The organism is Rothia sp. HMSC068E02 (genome assembly GCF_001813565.1).
Lineage (GTDB): Bacteria > Actinomycetota > Actinomycetes > Actinomycetales > Micrococcaceae > Rothia.
Genome location: NZ_KV812882.1, coordinates 608,363 through 627,580, shown reverse-complemented (window position 1 = coordinate 627,580; position 19,218 = coordinate 608,363). Strand labels below are relative to the sequence as shown.

17 protein-coding genes are annotated in these 19,218 nt (G+C 59.9%); 4 read left to right on the top strand and 13 right to left on the bottom strand.

Translation table 11 applies throughout. The features are described from left to right. Positions 1 to 22: 22 nt before the first annotated feature. The gene (locus HMPREF2919_RS04210) at positions 23 to 907 is read right to left on the bottom strand and encodes an Fpg/Nei family DNA glycosylase (protein ID WP_012903379.1); all 885 of its coding nucleotides are present in this window, start codon (positions 905 to 907) and stop codon (positions 23 to 25) included. A 118-nt stretch (positions 908 to 1,025) separates the two neighbouring features. Then, positions 1,026 to 1,517 (bottom strand): ribose-5-phosphate isomerase, encoded by a 492-nt coding sequence (locus HMPREF2919_RS04205; RefSeq protein WP_005505713.1) that lies wholly within the window; start codon positions 1,515 to 1,517, stop codon positions 1,026 to 1,028. A 379-nt stretch (positions 1,518 to 1,896) separates the two neighbouring features. Between HMPREF2919_RS04205 and pepN the strand changes: the two genes are divergently transcribed. Together pepN and HMPREF2919_RS04195 are read left to right on the top strand one after the other, a co-directional pair. After that, positions 1,897 to 4,446, top strand: coding sequence for an aminopeptidase N (pepN, locus tag HMPREF2919_RS04200; protein ID WP_049345623.1), 2,550 nt, complete (start codon positions 1,897 to 1,899; stop codon positions 4,444 to 4,446). Positions 4,447 to 4,719: 273 nt separating this feature from the next. After that, on the top strand, positions 4,720 to 5,877 hold the full coding sequence (locus HMPREF2919_RS04195) for an SGNH/GDSL hydrolase family protein (protein ID WP_246824047.1): 1,158 nt from the start codon (positions 4,720 to 4,722) through the stop codon (positions 5,875 to 5,877). A 143-nt stretch (positions 5,878 to 6,020) separates the two neighbouring features. Here HMPREF2919_RS04195 and HMPREF2919_RS04190 read toward each other — a convergent pair whose 3' ends face one another. Together HMPREF2919_RS04190 and HMPREF2919_RS04185 are read right to left on the bottom strand one after the other, a co-directional pair. Then, on the bottom strand, positions 6,021 to 6,626 hold the full coding sequence (locus tag HMPREF2919_RS04190; RefSeq protein ID WP_049345629.1) for a phosphatase domain-containing protein: 606 nt from the start codon (positions 6,624 to 6,626) through the stop codon (positions 6,021 to 6,023). Between the two features lie 275 nt (positions 6,627 to 6,901). After that, the gene (locus tag HMPREF2919_RS04185) at positions 6,902 to 7,759 is read right to left on the bottom strand and encodes a DUF8185 domain-containing protein (RefSeq protein ID WP_070666381.1); all 858 of its coding nucleotides are present in this window, start codon (positions 7,757 to 7,759) and stop codon (positions 6,902 to 6,904) included. Positions 7,760 to 7,978: 219 nt separating this feature from the next. Here HMPREF2919_RS04185 and HMPREF2919_RS04180 point away from each other — a divergent pair, with 219 nt between their 5' ends. Then, positions 7,979 to 8,887: an acyl-CoA thioesterase gene (locus tag HMPREF2919_RS04180; protein ID WP_049352423.1), complete on the top strand. Its 909-nt coding sequence runs from the start codon at positions 7,979 to 7,981 to the stop codon at positions 8,885 to 8,887. Between the two features lie 134 nt (positions 8,888 to 9,021). Here HMPREF2919_RS04180 and HMPREF2919_RS04175 read toward each other — a convergent pair whose 3' ends face one another. Further along, positions 9,022 to 9,597, bottom strand: a complete 576-nt coding sequence (locus HMPREF2919_RS04175) for an HdeD family acid-resistance protein (RefSeq protein WP_135007788.1) — start codon at positions 9,595 to 9,597, stop codon at positions 9,022 to 9,024. Positions 9,598 to 9,887: 290 nt separating this feature from the next. Beyond that, positions 9,888 to 11,567 (bottom strand): energy-dependent translational throttle protein EttA, encoded by a 1,680-nt coding sequence (ettA, locus tag HMPREF2919_RS04170; protein WP_049345637.1) that lies wholly within the window; start codon positions 11,565 to 11,567, stop codon positions 9,888 to 9,890. Between the two features lie 93 nt (positions 11,568 to 11,660). Between ettA and HMPREF2919_RS04165 the strand changes: the two genes are divergently transcribed. Continuing rightward, positions 11,661 to 12,077, top strand: a complete 417-nt coding sequence (locus HMPREF2919_RS04165; protein WP_070593405.1) for an MmcQ/YjbR family DNA-binding protein — start codon at positions 11,661 to 11,663, stop codon at positions 12,075 to 12,077. Positions 12,078 to 12,775: 698 nt separating this feature from the next. Here the strand turns inward: HMPREF2919_RS04165 and HMPREF2919_RS04160 are convergent. The 7 genes from HMPREF2919_RS04160 to HMPREF2919_RS04130 all read right to left on the bottom strand — a co-directional run bounded on the left by HMPREF2919_RS04160 (position 12,776) and on the right by HMPREF2919_RS04130 (position 19,217). Then, positions 12,776 to 13,063, bottom strand: a complete 288-nt coding sequence (locus tag HMPREF2919_RS04160; protein WP_012903365.1) for an antibiotic biosynthesis monooxygenase family protein — start codon at positions 13,061 to 13,063, stop codon at positions 12,776 to 12,778. A gap of 209 nt (positions 13,064 to 13,272) precedes the next feature. Continuing rightward, positions 13,273 to 14,217 carry a tRNA (guanosine(37)-N1)-methyltransferase TrmD gene (gene trmD, locus HMPREF2919_RS04155; protein WP_070666377.1) on the bottom strand — a complete coding sequence of 315 codons (945 nt, stop codon included), beginning with the start codon at positions 14,215 to 14,217 and terminating at the stop codon, positions 13,273 to 13,275. A gap of 3 nt (positions 14,218 to 14,220) precedes the next feature. Next, positions 14,221 to 14,883 (bottom strand): ribosome maturation factor RimM, encoded by a 663-nt coding sequence (rimM, locus tag HMPREF2919_RS04150; protein WP_005505693.1) that lies wholly within the window; start codon positions 14,881 to 14,883, stop codon positions 14,221 to 14,223. 182 nt (positions 14,884 to 15,065) lie between these two features. Next, positions 15,066 to 15,311 carry an RNA-binding protein gene (locus tag HMPREF2919_RS04145; RefSeq protein ID WP_005505691.1) on the bottom strand — a complete coding sequence of 82 codons (246 nt, stop codon included), beginning with the start codon at positions 15,309 to 15,311 and terminating at the stop codon, positions 15,066 to 15,068. A gap of 2 nt (positions 15,312 to 15,313) precedes the next feature. After that, positions 15,314 to 15,736 (bottom strand): 30S ribosomal protein S16, encoded by a 423-nt coding sequence (gene rpsP / locus HMPREF2919_RS04140; RefSeq protein WP_070666374.1) that lies wholly within the window; start codon positions 15,734 to 15,736, stop codon positions 15,314 to 15,316. A 259-nt stretch (positions 15,737 to 15,995) separates the two neighbouring features. Continuing rightward, on the bottom strand, positions 15,996 to 16,481 hold the full coding sequence (locus HMPREF2919_RS04135) for an NUDIX domain-containing protein (RefSeq protein ID WP_012903358.1): 486 nt from the start codon (positions 16,479 to 16,481) through the stop codon (positions 15,996 to 15,998). A 12-nt stretch (positions 16,482 to 16,493) separates the two neighbouring features. Further along, positions 16,494 to 19,217 (bottom strand): hypothetical protein, encoded by a 2,724-nt coding sequence (locus HMPREF2919_RS04130; protein WP_070666371.1) that lies wholly within the window; start codon positions 19,215 to 19,217, stop codon positions 16,494 to 16,496. Position 19,218 lies beyond the last annotated feature (1 nt).

Here is a 19,218-nt window from a genome sequence, read left to right as displayed (position 1 = left end):
TGAGTAGTTTTTAGACCTGTTTTCAGACCTGGCAGCCGGGGCACCAGTAGAGTTTACGGCCGGCAATTTCTTCCATGCGGATGGTGGTTCCGCAGCGGCGGCAGGGCTCGCCGTGGTGCATGTACACGTAGTTGGCATGGTCGGGCCACGCTTCGGTTTCGGGTACGCCGGGGCGGTCTTCGGGTTCGGTGGTGATAATGCGCCCCACGCGCACGCCAATGACCAGCAGGTGTTTATTGTCTTCCCAGAGTCGCTCCAGTTCCTCGTCACTGAGGCTCTTGCCGGGGCGTAGCGGGTCAATTTCCTGGCGGTACAGCGACTCGGCGCGGAAGATATTGCCCACGCCGGAGATTGCCGCCTGGTCCATCAAAATCACACCAATCGGGCGGGAGCTCTTGCGTGCCGCGCGGTAGAACTGTTCGGGGTCGGCGTCCGGGTTGAGCGGGTCGGGGCCGAGCTTGGAGCGGACGGTGCGCACCTCCTCCGGGGTGAGGGTGCGGCAGATAGTCGGGCCCACCAGATCCGCCCAGCCGTGCTCCGAAACAATACGGCAACGCACCGTACTCTTCGGTTCGGGAGGACCGGCGTAGGGCTGCTCCTCCCCCGCCGCATATTCCTTCTCACCAATCTTGCGGGGCGCGCCAATGCTCGAAGCACCCGTGAACGTCTCGTCCCCGCCGAAGCTCCAGTTACCGTAAATACCCAGGTGCACGTTCAGGGTCAGGTCGTTTTCGAAGGTCACGAACAGGTGCTTACCGTGCGCGTATGCCCCGGTGATGGTGTGACCGTCCAGCAGGGCGGCACCCTCAGTGTAGCGGCCCTGCGGGGAGGAAACCTGCACGCGCTCGCCGGTGAAGACGTCGCTGATTTGGCGGGCGATACGGTGGATGGAGTGGCCTTCGGGCACGGGTTCTCCTCGAAAACTTGTGGGCTGGAAATAGCGCGGCTAGAAATAGTGCGGATTATATGGGGCGCAGAGACGACTGAGGCGCATAGCCTGCACTATGCGCCTCAGATTTTAGAGCTTAGGCAGCGTCAATCTGCTTGCCGGCAATGTCGCCGGTCTGCTCGTACTCAGCCAGCTGGCCGATACGGCGTGCGTGACGCTCCTCGTTGGTCCAGGGGGTAGCCAGGAAGACCTTGATGATTTCCAGTGCTTCTTCCTTGCTGTGCTGGCGGCCGCCCACAGCTACAACCTGTGCGTTGTTGTGCTCGCGAGCCAGTGCCGCGGTGTCGTGGTTCCATGCCAGAGCTGCGCGGATACCATCAACCTTGTTCGCCGCCATCTGCTCGCCGTTACCGCTACCGCCCAGCACGATACCCAGGGAGTCCAGGCCAGCCTCGCGGTCACGCTTCACACCAAGGGCTGCATTAATGCAGAACGAGGGGTAGTCGTCCAGCGGGTCGTAGTCGGCGGGGCCGTGGTCAATCATTTCGTAGCCCGCAGCGGTGAGGGACTCGATTAGGTAGTGGCTCAGTTCGAGGCCAGCGTGGTCGGTTGCGATGTGTACGCGCATGGTACTCTCCTGGTGATTTTGTCTTGGTGTGACGTGCGTTTGTGCGTTCGTGGGAGGCGCCGGTTCTCAGTTCTGAGCGCCGTTGCTAGAGTGCGCCGCGCATCCATCAGGTGGGATACGCTTCCCCGTTTGGGTTTTTTCTGTCTTAACTGTATCGAATTCGCGCGGGTTCGGGTAATGCGAAGCCTTCTATACCCCCACCTATACGGTAGACTGTGGGATATGGCACTTTTTGGTGTCCCGATTCGCCGCGCCCAAGCTTGAAGGCCTCCAGCGCTACGTATGCAGCGTCGCAGGAGCCGCGCACCTCGGGAACCAGCGCACCATGACAGGGCGTGTCAACACGGCACGCTATTCACATCTAAGGAGAGGGAGCTGTATGCCCGGCCTGAACCTAACCCGCAATGAGGCAATCGAACGCGCATCCATTATTAAGCGCGTGCACTCGTACCGTATTGAACTCGACCTTCCGAAGGACAAAGACGTCTTCTCCTCGAAGGTTGAAATTCGCTTCGACGCTCAGGAAGGTGCCTCCACCTTCATTGACGCCATCACCTCCTCGGTCAAGTCCATTAACCTCAACGGCGAAGAGCTGAGCACCGACCTGGCGGACGGCGAGCGCATCCAGCTGCCGAACCTTGCTGCTGAGAACACCCTGGTCATTGACGCAGAGATGTTCTACACCAACACCGGTGAGGGTCTGCACCGTTTCGTGGACCCCGCCGACGGCGAAGTGTACCTGTACTCCCAGTTTGAAGTGCCGGACTCCCGCCGCGTGTTCCCCGTCTTTGAGCAGCCCGACCTGAAGGCTGAATTCGAGTTTATTGTGCGCGTTCCCTCGCACTGGGTGGTTGTGTCTAACCAGCCCGAGGTGAAGGTTGAGGAGAAGGAGTGCGGTTGCGGCCGTGCGAAGACCTGGTTCTTCAAGCCGACCCCGCGCATGTCTTCGTACATTACCGCGATTGTGGCTGGCCCCTACGAGAAGGTCACCAGCGAGCTGACTAACTCTGAAGGTCGAGTGATTCCGCTGGGCGTGTACGCTCGTAAGTCCCTCATGCCGTTTGTGGATGCTGAGGACATGTTTGAGCTGACCCGTCAGGGCTTCGAGTTCTACGAGGAGCAGTTCAAGACCCCGTACCCGTTCGAGAAGTACGATCAGCTGTTCGTGCCCGAGTTCAACGCCGGTGCGATGGAGAACGCTGGCTGCGTGACCTATCTGGAGACTTACGTCTTCCGCTCCAAGGTTGCGGAGGCTCTGCGTGAGCGCCGCGCTATCACCGTTCTGCACGAGCTGGCTCACATGTGGTTCGGTGACCTGGTCACCATGAAGTGGTGGAACGACCTGTGGCTGAACGAGTCCTTCGCTGAGTTCATGTCGACCCTGGCTGCTGCGGAGAACACCCGCTACGCGAAGGAGGCGTGGGCCACCTTCGCCGCGTCGGAGAAGACCTGGGCGTACCGTCAGGATCAGCTGTCTTCGACTCACCCGATTGTGGCTGAGATCCGTGACCTTGCCGATGTTCAGGTGAACTTCGACGGCATTACGTACGCGAAGGGCGCTTCGGTGCTGCGTCAGATGGTGGCGTGGGTTGGCCAGGAGAACTTCATGGCTGCTCTGAAGGTGTACTTCGATAAGCACAGCTGGGGCAACACCGTTCTTGACGACCTGCTGGTTGAGCTGGAGCGCACCTCCGGCCGTGACGTGCGTGCGTGGAGCGCTAAGTGGCTTGAGACCGCTGGTGTGAACACTCTCGCCGTTGAGATTGAGAACGACGAGGCTGGCAACATTTCGAACCTGGGTATCCGCCAGTCCTACGCTGAGGGCTTCGAGACCCTGCGCCCGCACCGTGCCGTAATTGGTTTCTACAACCTGGTGGACGGCAAGCTGACCCGCACCGACCGCATCGAGCTGGACATTGACGGCGAGCTGACCGTGGTTGAGGAGGCTCTCGGTAAGAAGCGCCCCGACCTGCTGCTGCTGAACGATGAGGACCTGGCGTACGCCAAGATTCGCCTGGACGAGCGTTCCATCGAGACCGCTATCAAGCACCTGGGCGACATTGATTCGTCCGTGGCTCGCGGCGTGGTCTGGGGTTCGCTCTGGGATACCGTGCGTGACGCTCAGATGCCGGCACGTAAGTACGTTGACCTGGTGCTGAACAACATCGGTAAGGAGACCAACTCCACCGCTCTGCGCACCCAGATCAACAACCTGTCCGCTACCCTGCACTCCTTCGTGGCTCCTGAGGCTCGCGAGGAGACCCGCCACCGTGCCGCTGACCGTCTCTGGGAGCTGGCATGCGTTGCAGAGCCCGATTCGGATGCTCAGCTGCAGCTGCTGCAGGCGTTCATCAACCAGACCCGCACCGAGGAGCAGTACGACAACGTGCAGCGTCTCTTCGAGGGTGAGCTGACCCTTGAGGGCCTGGATATTGACGCTGACCTGCGTTGGAACCTGGTGTGCCGCCTGGCTACCGGTGGCCGTTTCTCCGCCGAGCAGATTGCTGCGGAGCTGGAGAACGACAACACCGCGAACGGTCAGCAGTACGCCGCTCAGGCATACGCGTCGATTCCGACCGCGGAGGCTAAGGCTGAGTACTGGAACAAGATCATGGTGACCGGCGAACTGTCGAACATGATTCAGCGTTACGCTATTTCCGGTTTCAAGTCCGGCAAGCCCGAGCTGATTGCCCAGTACGATGAGCCGTACTTCGAGCAGATTGAGGGTATTTGGCGTTCGCGTTCGCACGAGATTTCCATGCAGATTATTGGTGGCATGTACCCGAGCGAGCCGACCGCTGAGCTGCTGGAGCGTACCGAGGCGTACCTGGCTTCTCTGCCTGAGGATGCTGCGGCTCTGTACCGTCAGATTGCGGAGGCACGCGACGGCGTGGCTCGTGCGCTGAAGGTTCAGGCGGCTGACATCTAACAATGCTTGTGAGCTGAGGCGGGTTCATTGCCTGCTCTCATAGGTTTTTATTCGTCCCCTTCTACCCCGATTCGGGGTGGGAGGGGACGTTTCTATATGGGGGTTTATGCCGGTTCTATTTTGAGTTGTGCCCCAAGTTGCACACCGGTTTGCATACAGGTTTGCACACCGAGTCTAATTCTTGTCACTGCGGTGCATATTTTTTGTTATTTTCATTTGAATATCCCTCAAAAGCTCTCTACTTGGGGTTGCGCCTATCGTATACTGTTGTGCATGCCTTCTATCAAGTCTCCTATCGCGAAAGTTTCTCTGACCGGCACAATCCTTGCTGTGGTTGCCGCCGGTTCCTTTGGCATGTACTCCGCAGGAGGCTTCACCGCACCCGGTAGCACCGCCGCTACCGCTGCTACGGGCGCCGAGCCTACCCAGTCGGCCCAGGAAAGCCCCAGCGAGTCCCCCTCCCCCGAGCCGACTCCGGAACCGACCACCCCGGCGCAGAAGATGGAACGCACCGCGCAGAACGCCTTCGGCAAGGAGGGTGCGCAGGCAACCGGTGAGATTCAGGCGCCGTTCCCCACCTCCGCTGATGCCGCCGACATGCTGGTTCAGCAGTTCAAGGGTGGCGTGGTCATGTACACCCCCAAGTACGGTCCGGTTGCGGTGGAATCCGGCGTCTACGAGCACTGGTGGAAGCAGCGTGGGTACAGCGACTTTGCCGGTTGGGAGGGTCTGCCGGTGAGCTGGCGATCCAAGAAGGGCGTTCTGTACACCAAGTTTGAGAAGGCTGAACTCTACTGGGATAAGGCGAACGGTCTGCCGCGTAACACCAATGTTCTTGGCGCTAAGGATGCCCTGGTGATTGGTGACTCGCAGGTGACCGCAACCTCCTGGGTTGGTTTGGGTCTGAAGCAGGCAGGTTTCGTCCCGTACCTGTTCCGTTGCGGCGGCATCGGTTTTGTGACTGCCCGCGAGGGTGTGTGCCCCTCCTACTATCAGGGTGTGATGGGTGGCCGTTGGGCTCTGCCGAGCGGTAACCCCGGCGTGATTTACCTGGACGCCTCCGGCAATGACATTTACATTCACGAGGATGAGACGAAGGCGCGCGAGCACGTGAACGCTCACCAGACTCAGGTCATTGAGCAGCTGCGACGTATGTACCCGTCGTCGAAGATTGTGTTCGGTGGTGTGGTGTCTATGAATGAGGCGTCTGCACCGGATAAGCAGGTGGCGCATAAGCGTCACGTGGCAAACGAGGTGGCAAGGCAGGGTGCCCGCGAGACCGGCGTGCTGTTCATGGACACCTCGGGCTGGCAGAGCCTCTACCTGGCTGAGGGTGACATGGCTGATGGCGTGCATCTGAAGGAGAAGGCGCACCATAAGCTGGCGGGCCCCTTTGCGACTCGTCTGCGTGAACTGCTCGGCACCGCGTAAACTAACTGTGTAATCAGCCGAGTACATCAGCTTCGATCAACGCATATAGCATTAGAATGAGGCGCCGGGAGGATTGAATCCTTCCGGCGCCTCATTCGTTTGAGTGGGTTACCCACCGCAGCTCTCAAGTTGGTGTGCGGGTTTTATGCCGCGACGTTTGCCTGGCGTTCCTTCGCCTCGGCCTTCTGGTGTGCGAGCACGCCCTCCGCAAGGCGACGCTTCTGACGCTCACGAGCGGCTTCCTTCTCACGCTGCTCGGCAGCCCAGGCGACCGGGTCAATGTCGATCGACTCGTAGTGCCATTCGCCAATGTAGTCGCGAATCGGGGCGACCCAGGTGACGGGAATGCCGCGGCGCAGGTACACCTCGTGGTCGGTGTCTTCAAAAGCGTGGATAATGCGGTTGCCGTCAGCAATCAGGGACTCAATGACGGAGTCCTTCCATGCGGGGCTGTTGGAGCCGTCGTTGCCGGGCTTAGCGAACACGTGCTTGGGTTCCAGACCTGCGCGGGCGATGAACTGGTTCAATTCCTTCATGTAGGTGCCATCGCGGCCGGTAATTACTACGACCTCTGCGCCGGTGTCTGCTGTGATTTCGCGAACACGGTCGGCAACTTCAACATTGACCGTGGCGTTGCGGATGGCCTTGAAGAATCGGCGGTTGCTTGCGAAGAAACCGGTCAGGTACTTATCCATCTGATCTCGGTTGCTGGCAAGGGTACCGTCAATGTCGACTGCAATCAGATCCATATAGGTCTCACTTTCGATCCGTACGGGAAGAATGCGCCTGGTGAGGGCGCGGCGGAAGAGTTCCCGTGCGGTGTGGCTGGTAATCGGTGTGTCAAAGACGCCCCGGTGAAAGGGCGTAGTTTTTCTAGAATACCCTATTTTTGTAAAGTAATGCCTCATCGAGCGTCATATTAAGCTCGTCATCTTTATTTCATTGCCCCTAGAAAAACCGCTGGTGGCGCAGGCTAAGAGCCCACACCACCAGCGTAAAAAGTCTAGAAATGTCTCGAGGAAAGTTAGAGCAGCGAACCGGAACCGCGGCGCACCAGCACCATACCGGCGGGCGCCACAATGCGCAGCCACTCCTCCGAACCTACGTGCGCAGCGAACAGCGGCAGATCGCCCGTGAAGCCTTCCGGGATGAAACCGAACACGCGCAGGGCGAATGCCGCGCCGGTCGGTACTAGCACGGTATCGAACTCGGGTAGGTACTCGAGCACCATGTCGGAGGACCAAATACGCGAGCGCACCGTGGAAAGCACAGCAGCGCCGGGGTTCTCGGGCAGGGCGCGTTCTACCGCCTCCAGACCTTCTGCGGTGGCGCGGTGGAACTCTTCAATCGGGACGGTACCAACCTCGTACCAGCCGCTGAGCGGGGCTGACTTGCCAGCCCAGCTAGCGTTGACGGTCACCGGCGGCATGAACAGCACCAGCTGCGAGTTCTCTTCGTTGCCCTGTTCTTCTGCCTGCTTCTGCAGACGCGCCAGACGGTCCAGCAGCGCCTGCGCCTGTACGGTCATGTCCAGGGTGGAGTCAGCCAGCAGGTGCAGGGCACGCAGACCCATGATGACCGGGGTGTCCGAGGAGGCGTCCTCCGGCTCCAGGGAACAGGCGAATACCGCCACCACGTGGCCGCGCGCGGTCAGGCGGATAGCGGCGTCCGGGTTCACCGCCAGGGCGCGAGAAATGTAGGTGGCAAGGTCCTTCACCACTGCGGCACCCTGCGCGCCGCCGGGCAGAATCAGGAAGGGTTCCTCCACGCCTTCGTGGGGGTTGTACTTGAGTTCAATGGGTGCCGCCGCGTTCGGTGCGCTGTTCTGGTCGGGAGCGTTGTCCTGTGCGGTGTCAGGGGTGGTTTCAGACGGCGTAGTCATTTCTGCTCCTTTTCGGCGTTGGCCTGCTCGGTGGCAAGTTGGTGGGTGATATCGTGCGATGGTGTGTTAGGGGAACGTTCCGGATTGTTCATCCAGATCGATAATCCGGGCCGTTGTTCCTAGTCAATGTTCCGAATCAACCTGTCGTGGTTGTCTCAGAGTATGCTCTCCCACTCTACGCCAGAAACCGGTTCATTGAAAACGTGCGAGAATAAAACCATGACCAAGCCCACTGTGACCCAAAACCTCATGCGGATGCTGGACCTCTCCCCCGTGGAGGCGGCGCCCGCTTCCTTCGGTAGTGATGAAGTGTCTACCGGCGTGACGCTCACCCGCGAGCAGCCGCGTACTTTCGGTGGTCAGGTTCTTGCCCAGTCGATTATTGCCGCCGACCGCACGGTGGAGGGCAAGTACATCCACTCGATTCACGCCTATTTTCTGCGTCCCGGCGATATTGAGCGTGAACTGTTCTTTGCCGCTCAGCGTCTGAATGATAGCCGTTCCTTCTCGACCCGCCGCGTGCAGGTGTTCCAGGATGAGGCGCCCATGTTCTCTGCAATTATGTCTTTCCAGGCGGATAGCCGCGGCCCGGAGCACACCGCGGTCACCATGCCGGAGGTTCCGGACCCCGAGTCCCTTCCGAAGGTCAGCGATTATCTGGGCCAGCTCCCCCACCCCATTGCACAGGCGGTAGCGTGGGAACGTCCGATTGATATGCGCCACGTGGATGCGCCCCTGTACACTCAGCCGGATGCCTCCTCGACACAGCCGCGTGCCTGCGTGTGGTTCAAGACCTTTGACCGCCTGGTGCATGCTGATGGTTCTGAGGCGTCGGAGGCGGAGCACCGCGCCGCTATCGCCTACGCTTCGGATTACCTGCCGCTGGAGCCTGCTCTGCGTCGTCACGGCAAGTTCTGGCTGGAACCGGGCCTCAAGAGCGCCTCGCTGGATCACGCGATGTGGTTCCACCGCCCGGCGCGCGCCGACGAGTGGCTGCTGTACGTGCTGGATTCCCCGAGCGCGCAGGGCGGCAGGATGCTCGCGCAGGGTTCGATTTTCAATCGTTCCGGTGAGCTGGTGGCGACCGTGGCGCAGGAAATGATGTTCCGCCTGCCGGAATATCGATAAAGCAGAGCACCGCTAGGACTACCGGAAGGCGTCAGGCGAACCTGGCAGAGCATACAGAAAGACCGTGTGAGGTGGTTGTCTCACACGGTCTTTCTTATGTTCTAGTGTACGGTCTAGAAGCCGTTTGGAAGCTCTTATTTAGCTTCGCCGTCAATCACACCGTCCGGGGAAATGTGCACGGTGCTCTTGGTGCGGCGGGAAACAAAGAAGTCACCCACGAATACCAGACCGGTCACCAGAAGACCCAGTGCTGCCATCCATACTGCCGCCACGCCGTAGATTATCGGGAACAGCACCACGAGCAAGCCCAGAATAAGGGTACCAATAGCAGAGAGCTGCAGGTGGCGTCCGGCGGCGTAGCTCAGGTATTTCACGCCCTGGGCAGTCATCAGACGAATCAGCGCCCACATAATCATCCACGTACCCACAATGGTCGGGATGAAGGTTGCCTGTGCACCCACCGAGGCAGTCAGCAGAATCAGGCCAGCCACCACGGTCAAGATGCCGTCAACCAGGTCCCAGCCGGTACGTGCCTGCTTTGGCGTGCCGAAGTAACGTACCAGTTCAAACACGCCACCAAGCCACACCGAAATGGAGAACACATAACCCAGAACTACCAGCGGAATAGCGGGATTGGCGAACATGTAGATTGCCGCTGCAATCAGCAACAGACCGGTAACCAAGGACATCCAGTTATATTTTGAAAGCATAATGCTCTTCTCTTCGTAATCACATGTGTCAGTTGTACTTACGCACATACCCATTATAAACCGTAAATATGAAGTCCGCCACGATATATCGGTCGCCACTGAGCGAACTATTTCTACCGGCGAACACGCGACCCTCCCCTCGCCAGCACATACAGCAGCCAACGCGCGCAGCATCCAGTACACACAGCGCGTACGGCATCCAGCGCATATGGCATCTAGCGGGCACAGCAAAGCCCCGCCTCCCCACGCTTCAACAGCGCAGGAGGCGGGGCTCGCTACCGAACTAAACCCTATCGGGTCAGCTTGCGGTGCACCACGCGGTGCGGCTTGGCGGCCTCGGGGCCGAGGCGCTCAATCTTGTTCTTCTCGTAGGACTCGAAGTTACCCTCGAACCAGTACCACTGATCCGGGTTCTCGTCGGTGCCCTCCCACGCCAGGATATGGGTTGCCACGCGGTCCAGGAACCAACGGTCGTGAGAGACGACCACGGCGCAGCCGGGGAATTCCAGCAGCGCATTTTCCAGGGATGCGAGGGTCTCAACGTCCAGGTCGTTAGTGGGCTCATCGAGCAGCAGCAGGTTACCACCCTGCTTGAGGGTCAGCGCCAGGTTCAGGCGGTTGCGCTCACCACCGGAGAGCACACCCGCCTTCTTCTGCTGGTCCGGGCCCTTGAAGCCGAACGCGGAAACGTACGCACGCGAAGGCATTTCAACGTTGCCGACCTGGATGTAGTCCAGACCGTCAGAGACGACCTCCCAGAGGCTCTTCTCCGGGTCGATGTTCGCGCGGTTCTGGTCAACGTACGAGATCTTCACGGTCTCGCCGACCTTCAGCTCGCCGCCGTCGAGGGGCTCCAGGCCAACGATGGTCTTGAACAGGGTGGACTTACCCACACCGTTCGGACCAATCACACCCACAATGCCGTTACGGGGCAGGGAGAAGGACAGACCGTTAATCAGGGAACGGCCGTCGAAGCCCTTCTGCAGGTTCTCAGCCTCAATAACGACGTTACCCAGGCGGGGTCCCGGAGGAATCTGAATCTCTTCGAAGTCAAGCTTGCGGGTCTTCTCAGCCTCCGCAGCCATCTCCTCGTAGCGTGCCAGACGAGCCTTCGACTTAGCCTGGCGGCCCTTAGCGTTGGAGCGGACCCAGTCCAGTTCCTCGCTCAGGCGCTTAGCGAGCTTAGCGTCCTTCTTGCCCTGAACTTCGAGGCGGGCGCGCTTCTTCTCCAGGTAGGTGGAGTAGTTACCCTCGTAGGGGTACAGGTTACCGCGGTCAACCTCGGCGATCCATTCTGCCACGTGGTCGAGGAAGTAACGGTCGTGGGTAATCGCGATGACGGCACCCTCGTAGGACTGCAGGTGCTGCTCCAGCCAGAGCACGGACTCTGCGTCCAGGTGGTTGGTGGGCTCGTCGAGCAGCAGCAGGTCGGGCTTCTGCAGCAGCAGCTTGCACAGTGCCACGCGGCGGCGCTCACCACCGGAGAGGTGGGTGACGGGCATGTCAGCGGGCGGGCAGCGCAGCGCTTCCATTGCCTGCTCCAGCTGGGAGTCCAGGTCCCATGCGTTAGCGGCGTCGATAGCTTCCTGCAGCTGACCCATTTCTTCCATGAGGGCGTCGAAGTCAGCGTCAGGCTCAGCCATGAGGGCGGAGATTTCGTTGAAGCGGTCCAGCTTGGACTTGATTTCGCCCACGCCTTCTTCAACGTTGCCCAGAACGGTCTTTTCTTCGTTCAGCGGCGGCTCCTGCAGGAGGATGCCCACGGTGTAGCCTGCGGTCAGGCGCGCCTCACCGTTGGAGGGCTGGTCGAGGCCAGCCATGATCTTCAGGATGGTCGACTTACCCGCACCGTTCGGACCAACCATACCGATCTTGGCGCCGGGGAAGAACGACATCGTCACGTCGTTAAGGATGACCTTGTCGCCCACAGTCTTGCGGGCCTTGATCATCTGATAAATAAATTCAGCCATAGTTACCTATTTTAGCGTGGATTTGCCGGGCAGTACGAGAGTTTTAGGTTGCGTGCTAGGCGGGGTACCGTGCGGGGCACTAGACTCGAAGCTATGAGCACAAACCCCTCCCCCAAACTTCTGCGACCCGAGAACCTGGAGCAGACCCTGCACCGCCTCGCGCTCGCCATGCCTCTGGCAACCTCCGACCAGCCGTTCGGGCCCGAGCACACGGTGTACCGCATCGGCGGCAAGATGTTCGCCATGTACACGGAGGGTATCGGCTACCCCATCGTGAACCTCAAAACCGACCCGGAAGAATCCGAGGTGCTGCGGCGCATCTACCCGAGTATCATCCCGGCATGGCACATGAATAAGAGGCACTGGATTTCCGTGGGTGCCGGTGAGGGTGTCACCGAGCGGGTGCTAGAAGAGCTGGTCGAGGATGCGTACCTGCGCGTCATGTACTCGTTACCCAAGGCGAAGCGACCCATCGAGTTCCGCGAGCGCCCGGTACCCGAAAAGCACTAGGCTAAAACCATCAGGTGGGAATAATCCGCCAGAATTTTCGTCATTAAATAGCGGAGCGGGTGAGCCTCGGTCCGGACCACCGAATCGCTCACCCGCTAAGCAAAGCACTTTTCTATCCGCGACTGGGAGGGTCATCAACCACGATGAACGCTCGAACCACCAAGCTCCCATCCCATATATTGCGGGGTCCAGTACCATGCACCACTTGTGTGAATACGTGATAGTTGAGTCGGCTCCCCTGCCAGACCTTCCTATGCAGAGGAGGTACTCACACGGGTGCGCTGAATATTCCCTTGAGTGACTCGGCTGTCTCATGCGATGTAGCCGAGAGGGGATCGCTGTCCTCGCCCGAACTACCGGCACGGACGAAGTGTGCTCTCGGGAACAATAATAACCTTTTTGCATTAAAGTGTCACTTTCGGATTGAAGGATATAGAGGGCATTTATTGACCATAATTCAGGTGTTTTATAGCGCCGAACCCACATATCCAATAACCACGAAATACCTGCAGATTTTATGCCCCGAAAAATCAAGGAGGGGCCACGCTGACCCTTCCTTATACCGCCTCCACATGGGCTAATACCCACTTAAAGCAATATTCAGAAAAGTCAGTGCGACCCCTCACTATATGAGATAAATTCTTTATCTCACATGGGCTTCAGCCATAAATCCGGTCAGACGCAGACAAACACAGATGTTAGTCGTCGAACTCCACCTTCTCGAAGCTCATGGTGCCATCAGCGTGAGAGACAACAGTATTCGGGTCACGCTCACGACGAGCCGCCGCGTACGCATCGTGGCTTGCCTCATCAACCCAGCGGGTCACCACAAAGTAGTCGCCGCCCTCATCCAGGGGGCGCCACAGCTCAAAACCCTCAAAGCCGGGGAAAGAGTCAGCGATGTGGCGGGCAGCTGCGAAGCGCTTCTCCAGCTCAGCCTGGTTGTCGCCAACGACAGCAAGACGGTGAACCTTAACAACGGACATGTGTCCTCCTTCTGTTGAGTACGTGCTTTCAACGATGAAAGCGTATTACCACCTCGCGCCACCTATAGATAGGCTATGTTCTTAGCGAGGTTACCCTCAGAATAACGGTTCACGGGCACAAAAAATAGGGGTCAGCGCCAACTAACAGTTATATGACGCTAACCCCCATTCAGAGGATTACGAGGCGCTCGCGAGCGCCTATTCGAGGCCTAGGAATTTGCCTCGGGCTGGGCGGTATCGGGCTGAGTAGATTCACCCTGAGGTGCGGTATCCGCCTGAGCGGCGGTATCAGCCTGCACTGCGGGGCTCTTCTTTGCTTTCTTCTGAGCCGCCTTCGGCGGGTTCGCAAAATGCACCCCGCGCTCAGCCAAGAAACGGCGGTCCTTCTTATCCCACTGCTCCACCGGGTACGCCTCCAACAGGTCCGGGCGGCGCTCAAGGGTGCGCTCAATCTGACGGTCACGACGCCAACGCGCAATCGCACCGTGATTACCCGACAGCAGCACCTCCGGCACCTCACGCTCACGCCACACCGCGGGCTTCGTGTACACCGGATACTCCAGCAGACCGCCCGTATGCGACTCCTCCTCCAGGGAGGCGGGGTTACCCATCGCGCCCGGAATCAGGCGGGTGATAGCCTCAATCATCGCCATGACCGCAACCTCGCCACCGTAGAGCACGTAATCGCCCAGGGATACGGGCATCACGCGGAAGCTCTCCTGCGCCCAGTCCAGCACACGCTCATCAATACCCTCGTAGCGCGCCGGAGCGAAGACAATATGCTTCTCCTCCGCCAGCTCATACGCCATCGCCTGATCGAAAACGGCACCTGCCGGGGACGGGACAATCAGCAGCGGGCGGGTATCAGCGGCGGGTTCGACAGGCTCGGCACCCTCAGTAGAGTCTTCGGAAGCGTTCAGCGGGGAGGCGGCAAGCACCTCATCCAGCGCCAAACCCCACGGCTCCGCCTTCATCACCATGCCCGCGCCACCGCCGTACGGAGTGTCATCCACCGTGCGGTGACGGTCAAACGTGTACTCACGCAAATCATGCAGGTGCAGATCCACCAGACCCTTCTCGCGTGCCTTACCCAGCAGGGACAGCTTCAGCGGCTCCAGATACTCGGGGAAAATCGTGACCACATCGTAGCGCACGGACTACTCCCCCGCCTGCTCGGTCGCCTGCGCAGAATCCTGCTCAGCGTCCTCGACCAGGTCAATCAAACCCGCCGGAGGGGTCAGCAGCACAAAGCCGGGCTCATCCTCGGTCGAGGGAACCACCTCGGGCACAATCTCCTCAACAAAAGGAATCATGATCTCTTCACCCGCGCCGGAGGCAAGACGCGGCGAACGAGCCAGCTTAATCAGCAACAAATCCTGAACCGGCATGGTCTGCAGACCGGTCACCTTACCCAGCGGCTTACCCACAGCCGGGTTATCCACGGGGCTCTCACCCTCGGGAACGTCCGCCAGCAGGTACACGGGCAGGTTCACCAGCTCCTGCTCGTAGAAGCCCTCTTCATCGCCCTCGTCCTCGGGAACCTCGTAAACCAGGCGGCTGCCGCGCAACTCCTCAGCCTGGTTGCGGGTAGTCACCTCATCAAAACGGACCACCAGAATCTTCTTGTTCCAGCGGGCACCGGCAACCGTCAGCTCACCGGTAGGCGCCACAGAAGCGGCAGCAGAGCCGGGCTTGAAATTCTCGATACCGAGCACCTCACCGCGGGCAAAACGCTCCTGCGGGGCATCAGTAAAGAGCTGAACCGTCACCTCACCACGAATACCGTGAGGCTTACCGATACGAGCCACCACAACCTGCATAATTTTCCTCCGCTGGATACAAGCTAAAAACCTACGCCGTGCACGTGCACGGCTCCCACTATTCTACCGGGCACTTAGGACGGGCGCATTCTGCCGCCCGAACTATCACCGGGACCGGGGTACGCGAAAGCCCCCACCTTCCGGAAAAAATTCCGGGAGCGGGGGCTTCAAGCGTTTACGAGCTAGCGTCGCTTTTTGTCGGTGTCGATAATGTCGATACGCATCGGCTCGCCATCAGAAATAGCGTCCATCACCAGACGGATGCTCTTGGCGGTACGACCAGACCTGCCGATAACTCGGCCCAGGTCATCCGGATGCACGCGGACCTCAAGGGTCTCACGGTGACGCTGAGTGCGCAGGCGCACCTTCACGTCCTCCGGACGATCGACAATCCCTCGAACCAGGTGTTCGAGTGCGTCAGCCAACATGATTACTCAGCTGCTTCCTCAGCCTCAGCCTCGGGAGCTACTTCCTCAGCAGCCTCTTCAGCCTTCTCAGCCTTGGGGGTGATAGCCTCGGGCAGGATCACGGAACCCTTTTCGGGAACAACGAACTCAGCCTTAGCCTCGACGGGCAGAACCTTGGACTCTGCCTTCTCGCCCTTGAATGCAGCCCAGTCGCCCGAGAGCTTCAGCAGAGCCAGAACCTGCTCGGTCGGCTGTGCGCCGACGGAGAGCCAGTACTGAGCACGCTCAGAGTTGATCTCGATACGCGAGGGGTGCTCGGTCGGGTGGTAAATACCGATCTCTTCGATGGTCTTACCGTCGCGCTTGACGCGCGAATCAGCGATCACGACGCGGTAACGAGGATCGCGGATCTTACCCATACGCTTGAGACGAATCTTAACAGCCACTTTAGTGGTTACTCCTGTTTCATAATTTGGTGCGAGGCACACGGTTCAGCACCCGTGGGGCGGGCCATTCACGGCGCCTCTATGGACACAACGGCGCGCGAAGAGAGGGGTCGCGCGTCGCCGGGTACTCAGCTAGGGTATCAGAGCCCAAGATTTTAAGCTAGCGACACGGAAAAATAATTGCCGCAGGCACCGAACATCACTTTTAAACAGCGTTCTGTGCCCGGTAGCCCCCTGCGCAACCGCAGTGTAGCCGCTACTAGTCGAGGTTGCTCATCTCCAGAGTCTCCCCCGTCTCCAGGGCGCGGTAGCACTCACGCAGACGCTCCACCATCGACGGGCGCACGTAGCCCTCCAGGTTCTCCGGAGCAACCCACTCATAGGTCACCAGCTCAGCATCCTGCAGGGTAATCTTCGTATCCGCTGCAATCACGCCGCCGTCATACATGTAGTAGGTCGAATCGCCCCACACACCCAGCGACAAGCCGTGGAAAATCAGCAACACACGACCCAGCTTCACATCCAGGCCCAACTCCTCCACAATCTCACGCTCACAACCGGGCTTGGGCGCCTCGCCAGCCTCCACAGTGCCGCCGGGAAGAATCCAGCCGTCCTTATAGTTCGGCTTCACCAGCAGCATCTCACCGCGCTCATTACGAATCAGCGCGCCCGCCGCCAAACGGCGCGTGGGCAAGGTGGCGATAAAAGCCTTCAGCTCTTCATCGCTCAGATAGGAATCCTTCATGGCTTCTTTCCTTTAGCGGTCGGTTTTCTTTGCAGCGCGCTGCCTGATGCTACGCACTATACCCAGGGCACGCTCACGCAGTCCAGAGGGTGCCTGCTCCGTGGACGGGGCGGCATCCTCCACCGTGCGGTAGTTGCCCTCACGTAGGTCATCAATGAGAGTGCGCTTGGTCGAGGGCTGCTCACCGGTGGTATCCCCCGGATGCACCAGCTCAGCATCCGCAACCGGGCGGGCATGCTTCTTCAACTGGGTCTGCTCGAAAGAACGCAGAACCGTCGGAATCAGAGCCGACTCGACCGTAGCGTTCAGCGCAAAGAGCGCGGCAGCCACCGAGAACTTACGGCTCGCCTTACCCTGCGCGCGGCGGCGGCGCGCCACATTCGCCAAGGTCAGAGCGATAGCGCTCTGAGCCGTCACATCCGCACCCAGGACAAGACCCACACGGCGGGTCTTCGCACGAATCTGCTCCGGGGTCAGGCGCTTGCGGCGCGAACGAGGCGCGGGACTCTGAGCGGAGGTGGTCTGCGGTGCGGGAGCCTGGGGTGCAGGACTCTGATCTGCAGAGCTTGAGGAAGCATCGAGCACGGTCTCAACGCTCGGGGCGGCTTCGTTCTGAGGTGCGAGCGCGACAGAAGGCTCGGGAGCCTGCTGGCTTACCTTTGCCTCGTGCGATGCCTGCTCCTCGGTAGGCGAAGAGTCAGCCTCGTGCAGGGCGCTGTCAAGAGACAGGTAGCCCTCTTCGGTCTCCACGAAGGAATCCGGCGCAGAGTCCTCCGGCGAACCCATGTGCGTGTACTCGTAGGGGATGTGCGCGTTGTTGAGAGCGTCCATCCACTCGGCGAGGGTCACGCGGCGACCGGTCGCAACCAGTCGGTAGCTACGCTCCATGGGCGAGGGGAAGTTACCCGGGTAGGGCTCAATCTCCTCGTCATCTTCGAAGGAATCGTCCTCTACGGGGGTGCTCTCGGAGAAAGTAGCCTCGGCAGCGGAGTCATCCAGCGGGAAGGTAACGTCCAGGGCTTCAGAAGTCTGCGCCTCATCAGCCGAATCAGCTGCGTCGGCAGAGTTAGTCTCAGCAGAGTCAGCCGCAGGCTGCGCGAAGCCCTCATCCTCATTGCCGAAGATGCGCGCCGTACTAATCGACGCCACATCAAAACCGGTGGTCGGCACCAGCGCCAGCTCCGTGGGAACATCCAGTAGCTGCAGCACCGACTCCAATGCCAGGGTATTGCTCGTATCGCGCAGGTACGCATTCAGGCGGCGACCGGCAATGGAGTCAGCCTCCACACCAAACATCGCCATGACATTAGCGATACCCTGCTCGATTTCATCCTCATCAGAACCGAAAATCTTCGAACCCGCCAGCTCCGGGGCGCTACCGGGAAGCTCCGAGAGCAGGTCCTCCAGCACGCCGCCAAAACGTGCGACTTCCTCGCGGCTGAGGGCACGGTTCAGGCGCTTAGGCACACGCTGCCAGGTGAACTCCTCCACGATATTCTCGTAGGGTTCACCGAACGCCTCCAGGTACCATTCCTCATCCGAGTAGGGTTCGCGGTCGGGCTCCTCATAGACCACCAGGTGCTGCTGGTTCGCGTTACCCTCAGCAATCAGGGCGTTGCAGTTCAGCAGGCCCAGCAGCGCCATCAGGTCCACCGGGTCGGCAGAAATGAGGGTCCATTCCCCCGCCGGCGCAGCAACAACCTGCCGAGTACCGGCAGGAAGGTAGGCCAAAAGAAGCCCGGTAATCATGTCAATGGGCAGGTCAACGAGCATGGCGGCGTCACCGTCCACCAGGAACTCCAGCTCACCCTGCCCACCGGGCAGCTCCTCCCACACGGTCGCCTCACCCTCAAGGGCGGCACCAGTAACCGGCAGCTGATCCACCAGCTGCGCCACATAATCCTCAACGGGAGTACCCACGTGCAGGTGGCCGTCAGCGACCTCCAGCACGTTCATGTAGCCCTCATCATCCACGGCGCACAGCACGTAGAGCTGCACCTGATGCTCACCCATCTCGTAAGCAATCAGCTCCGGGGAGGCGGCAGTCGCCTCAATGAGGGCGGCAATCAGCTCCTCATCGGTGGTGGAACGAGCCATGATGCGGCGGCGCTGAATCGTCTCCTCCAGCTCCATGGTCTGCTCGATGCGCTCATTGCGCTGCTTCTCGGCGGTGCGCTCCTCATCCTGGGCGCGCAGGTACTCGGGGCTATCCGACTCACCGCTACCGGCGGGCGCGGGGGCACCGTCCCACATGTCGGTGAGCTTATCGACGGTCCACTCTTCGCTCTCCAGGGCGGCGGCGAGGCGGTCAACCTTCGTGCGGTCGTTCCAGGCGCGCTGCTTATCGGGATCTTCCGCCTTCACCTCATCGTGCATGCTGCGGGCTTCACGAATCAGGTTCAGAATGGTTGCGGCAACGTCGTCGACTGCGGGGTCGTCGCTCTCGCTCGAGTAGACGAGGTCGCCAGCCAGTTCGGCGGAGTGCTCACCGTACTCGAGGGCAATACGCGCCCAGACGGGAGTGTACCCGGGAAGGATGCTCGAATCATCGTCGAAATCGCCCACGAGGTCTTCCGAGAACTCGCATGCAGGCTCCTCTACAAACTCAGCGGCAGATGCGCCGGCAGGGTCCTCTACAGCATCATCAGCGAAGGCGCGCTGAGACCACGGCGTGACCTGCTCATTCAGCTGATCATCCGCGTTCTCTCGATCCCAGTTCTGCTCGTTCTGAGCCATT

What these genes read in the sequence shown, in the direction of transcription:
- HMPREF2919_RS04205 (WP_005505713.1), bottom strand. Translation starts at nt 1,517, where the DNA reads ATGCGCGTACACATCGCAACCGACCACGCTGGCCTCGAACTGAGCCAC.
- HMPREF2919_RS04130 (WP_070666371.1), bottom strand. Translation starts at nt 19,217, where the DNA reads ATGGCTCAGAACGAGCAGAACTGGGATCGAGAGAACGCGGATGATCAG.
- HMPREF2919_RS04165 (WP_070593405.1), top strand. Translation starts at nt 11,661, where the DNA reads ATGAGCACAAACCCCTCCCCCAAACTTCTGCGACCCGAGAACCTGGAG.
- rimM (WP_005505693.1), bottom strand. Translation starts at nt 14,883, where the DNA reads ATGCAGGTTGTGGTGGCTCGTATCGGTAAGCCTCACGGTATTCGTGGT.
- HMPREF2919_RS04185 (WP_070666381.1), bottom strand. Translation starts at nt 7,759, where the DNA reads ATGACTACGCCGTCTGAAACCACCCCTGACACCGCACAGGACAACGCT.
- HMPREF2919_RS04195 (WP_246824047.1), top strand. Translation starts at nt 4,720, where the DNA reads ATGCCTTCTATCAAGTCTCCTATCGCGAAAGTTTCTCTGACCGGCACA.
- HMPREF2919_RS04190 (WP_049345629.1), bottom strand. Translation starts at nt 6,626, where the DNA reads ATGGATCTGATTGCAGTCGACATTGACGGTACCCTTGCCAGCAACCGA.
- HMPREF2919_RS04160 (WP_012903365.1), bottom strand. Translation starts at nt 13,063, where the DNA reads ATGTCCGTTGTTAAGGTTCACCGTCTTGCTGTCGTTGGCGACAACCAG.
- HMPREF2919_RS04135 (WP_012903358.1), bottom strand. Translation starts at nt 16,481, where the DNA reads ATGAAGGATTCCTATCTGAGCGATGAAGAGCTGAAGGCTTTTATCGCC.
- ettA (WP_049345637.1), bottom strand. Translation starts at nt 11,567, where the DNA reads ATGGCTGAATTTATTTATCAGATGATCAAGGCCCGCAAGACTGTGGGC.
- HMPREF2919_RS04180 (WP_049352423.1), top strand. Translation starts at nt 7,979, where the DNA reads ATGACCAAGCCCACTGTGACCCAAAACCTCATGCGGATGCTGGACCTC.
- HMPREF2919_RS04145 (WP_005505691.1), bottom strand. Translation starts at nt 15,311, where the DNA reads ATGTTGGCTGACGCACTCGAACACCTGGTTCGAGGGATTGTCGATCGT.
- HMPREF2919_RS04175 (WP_135007788.1), bottom strand. Translation starts at nt 9,597, where the DNA reads ATGCTTTCAAAATATAACTGGATGTCCTTGGTTACCGGTCTGTTGCTG.
- pepN (WP_049345623.1), top strand. Translation starts at nt 1,897, where the DNA reads ATGCCCGGCCTGAACCTAACCCGCAATGAGGCAATCGAACGCGCATCC.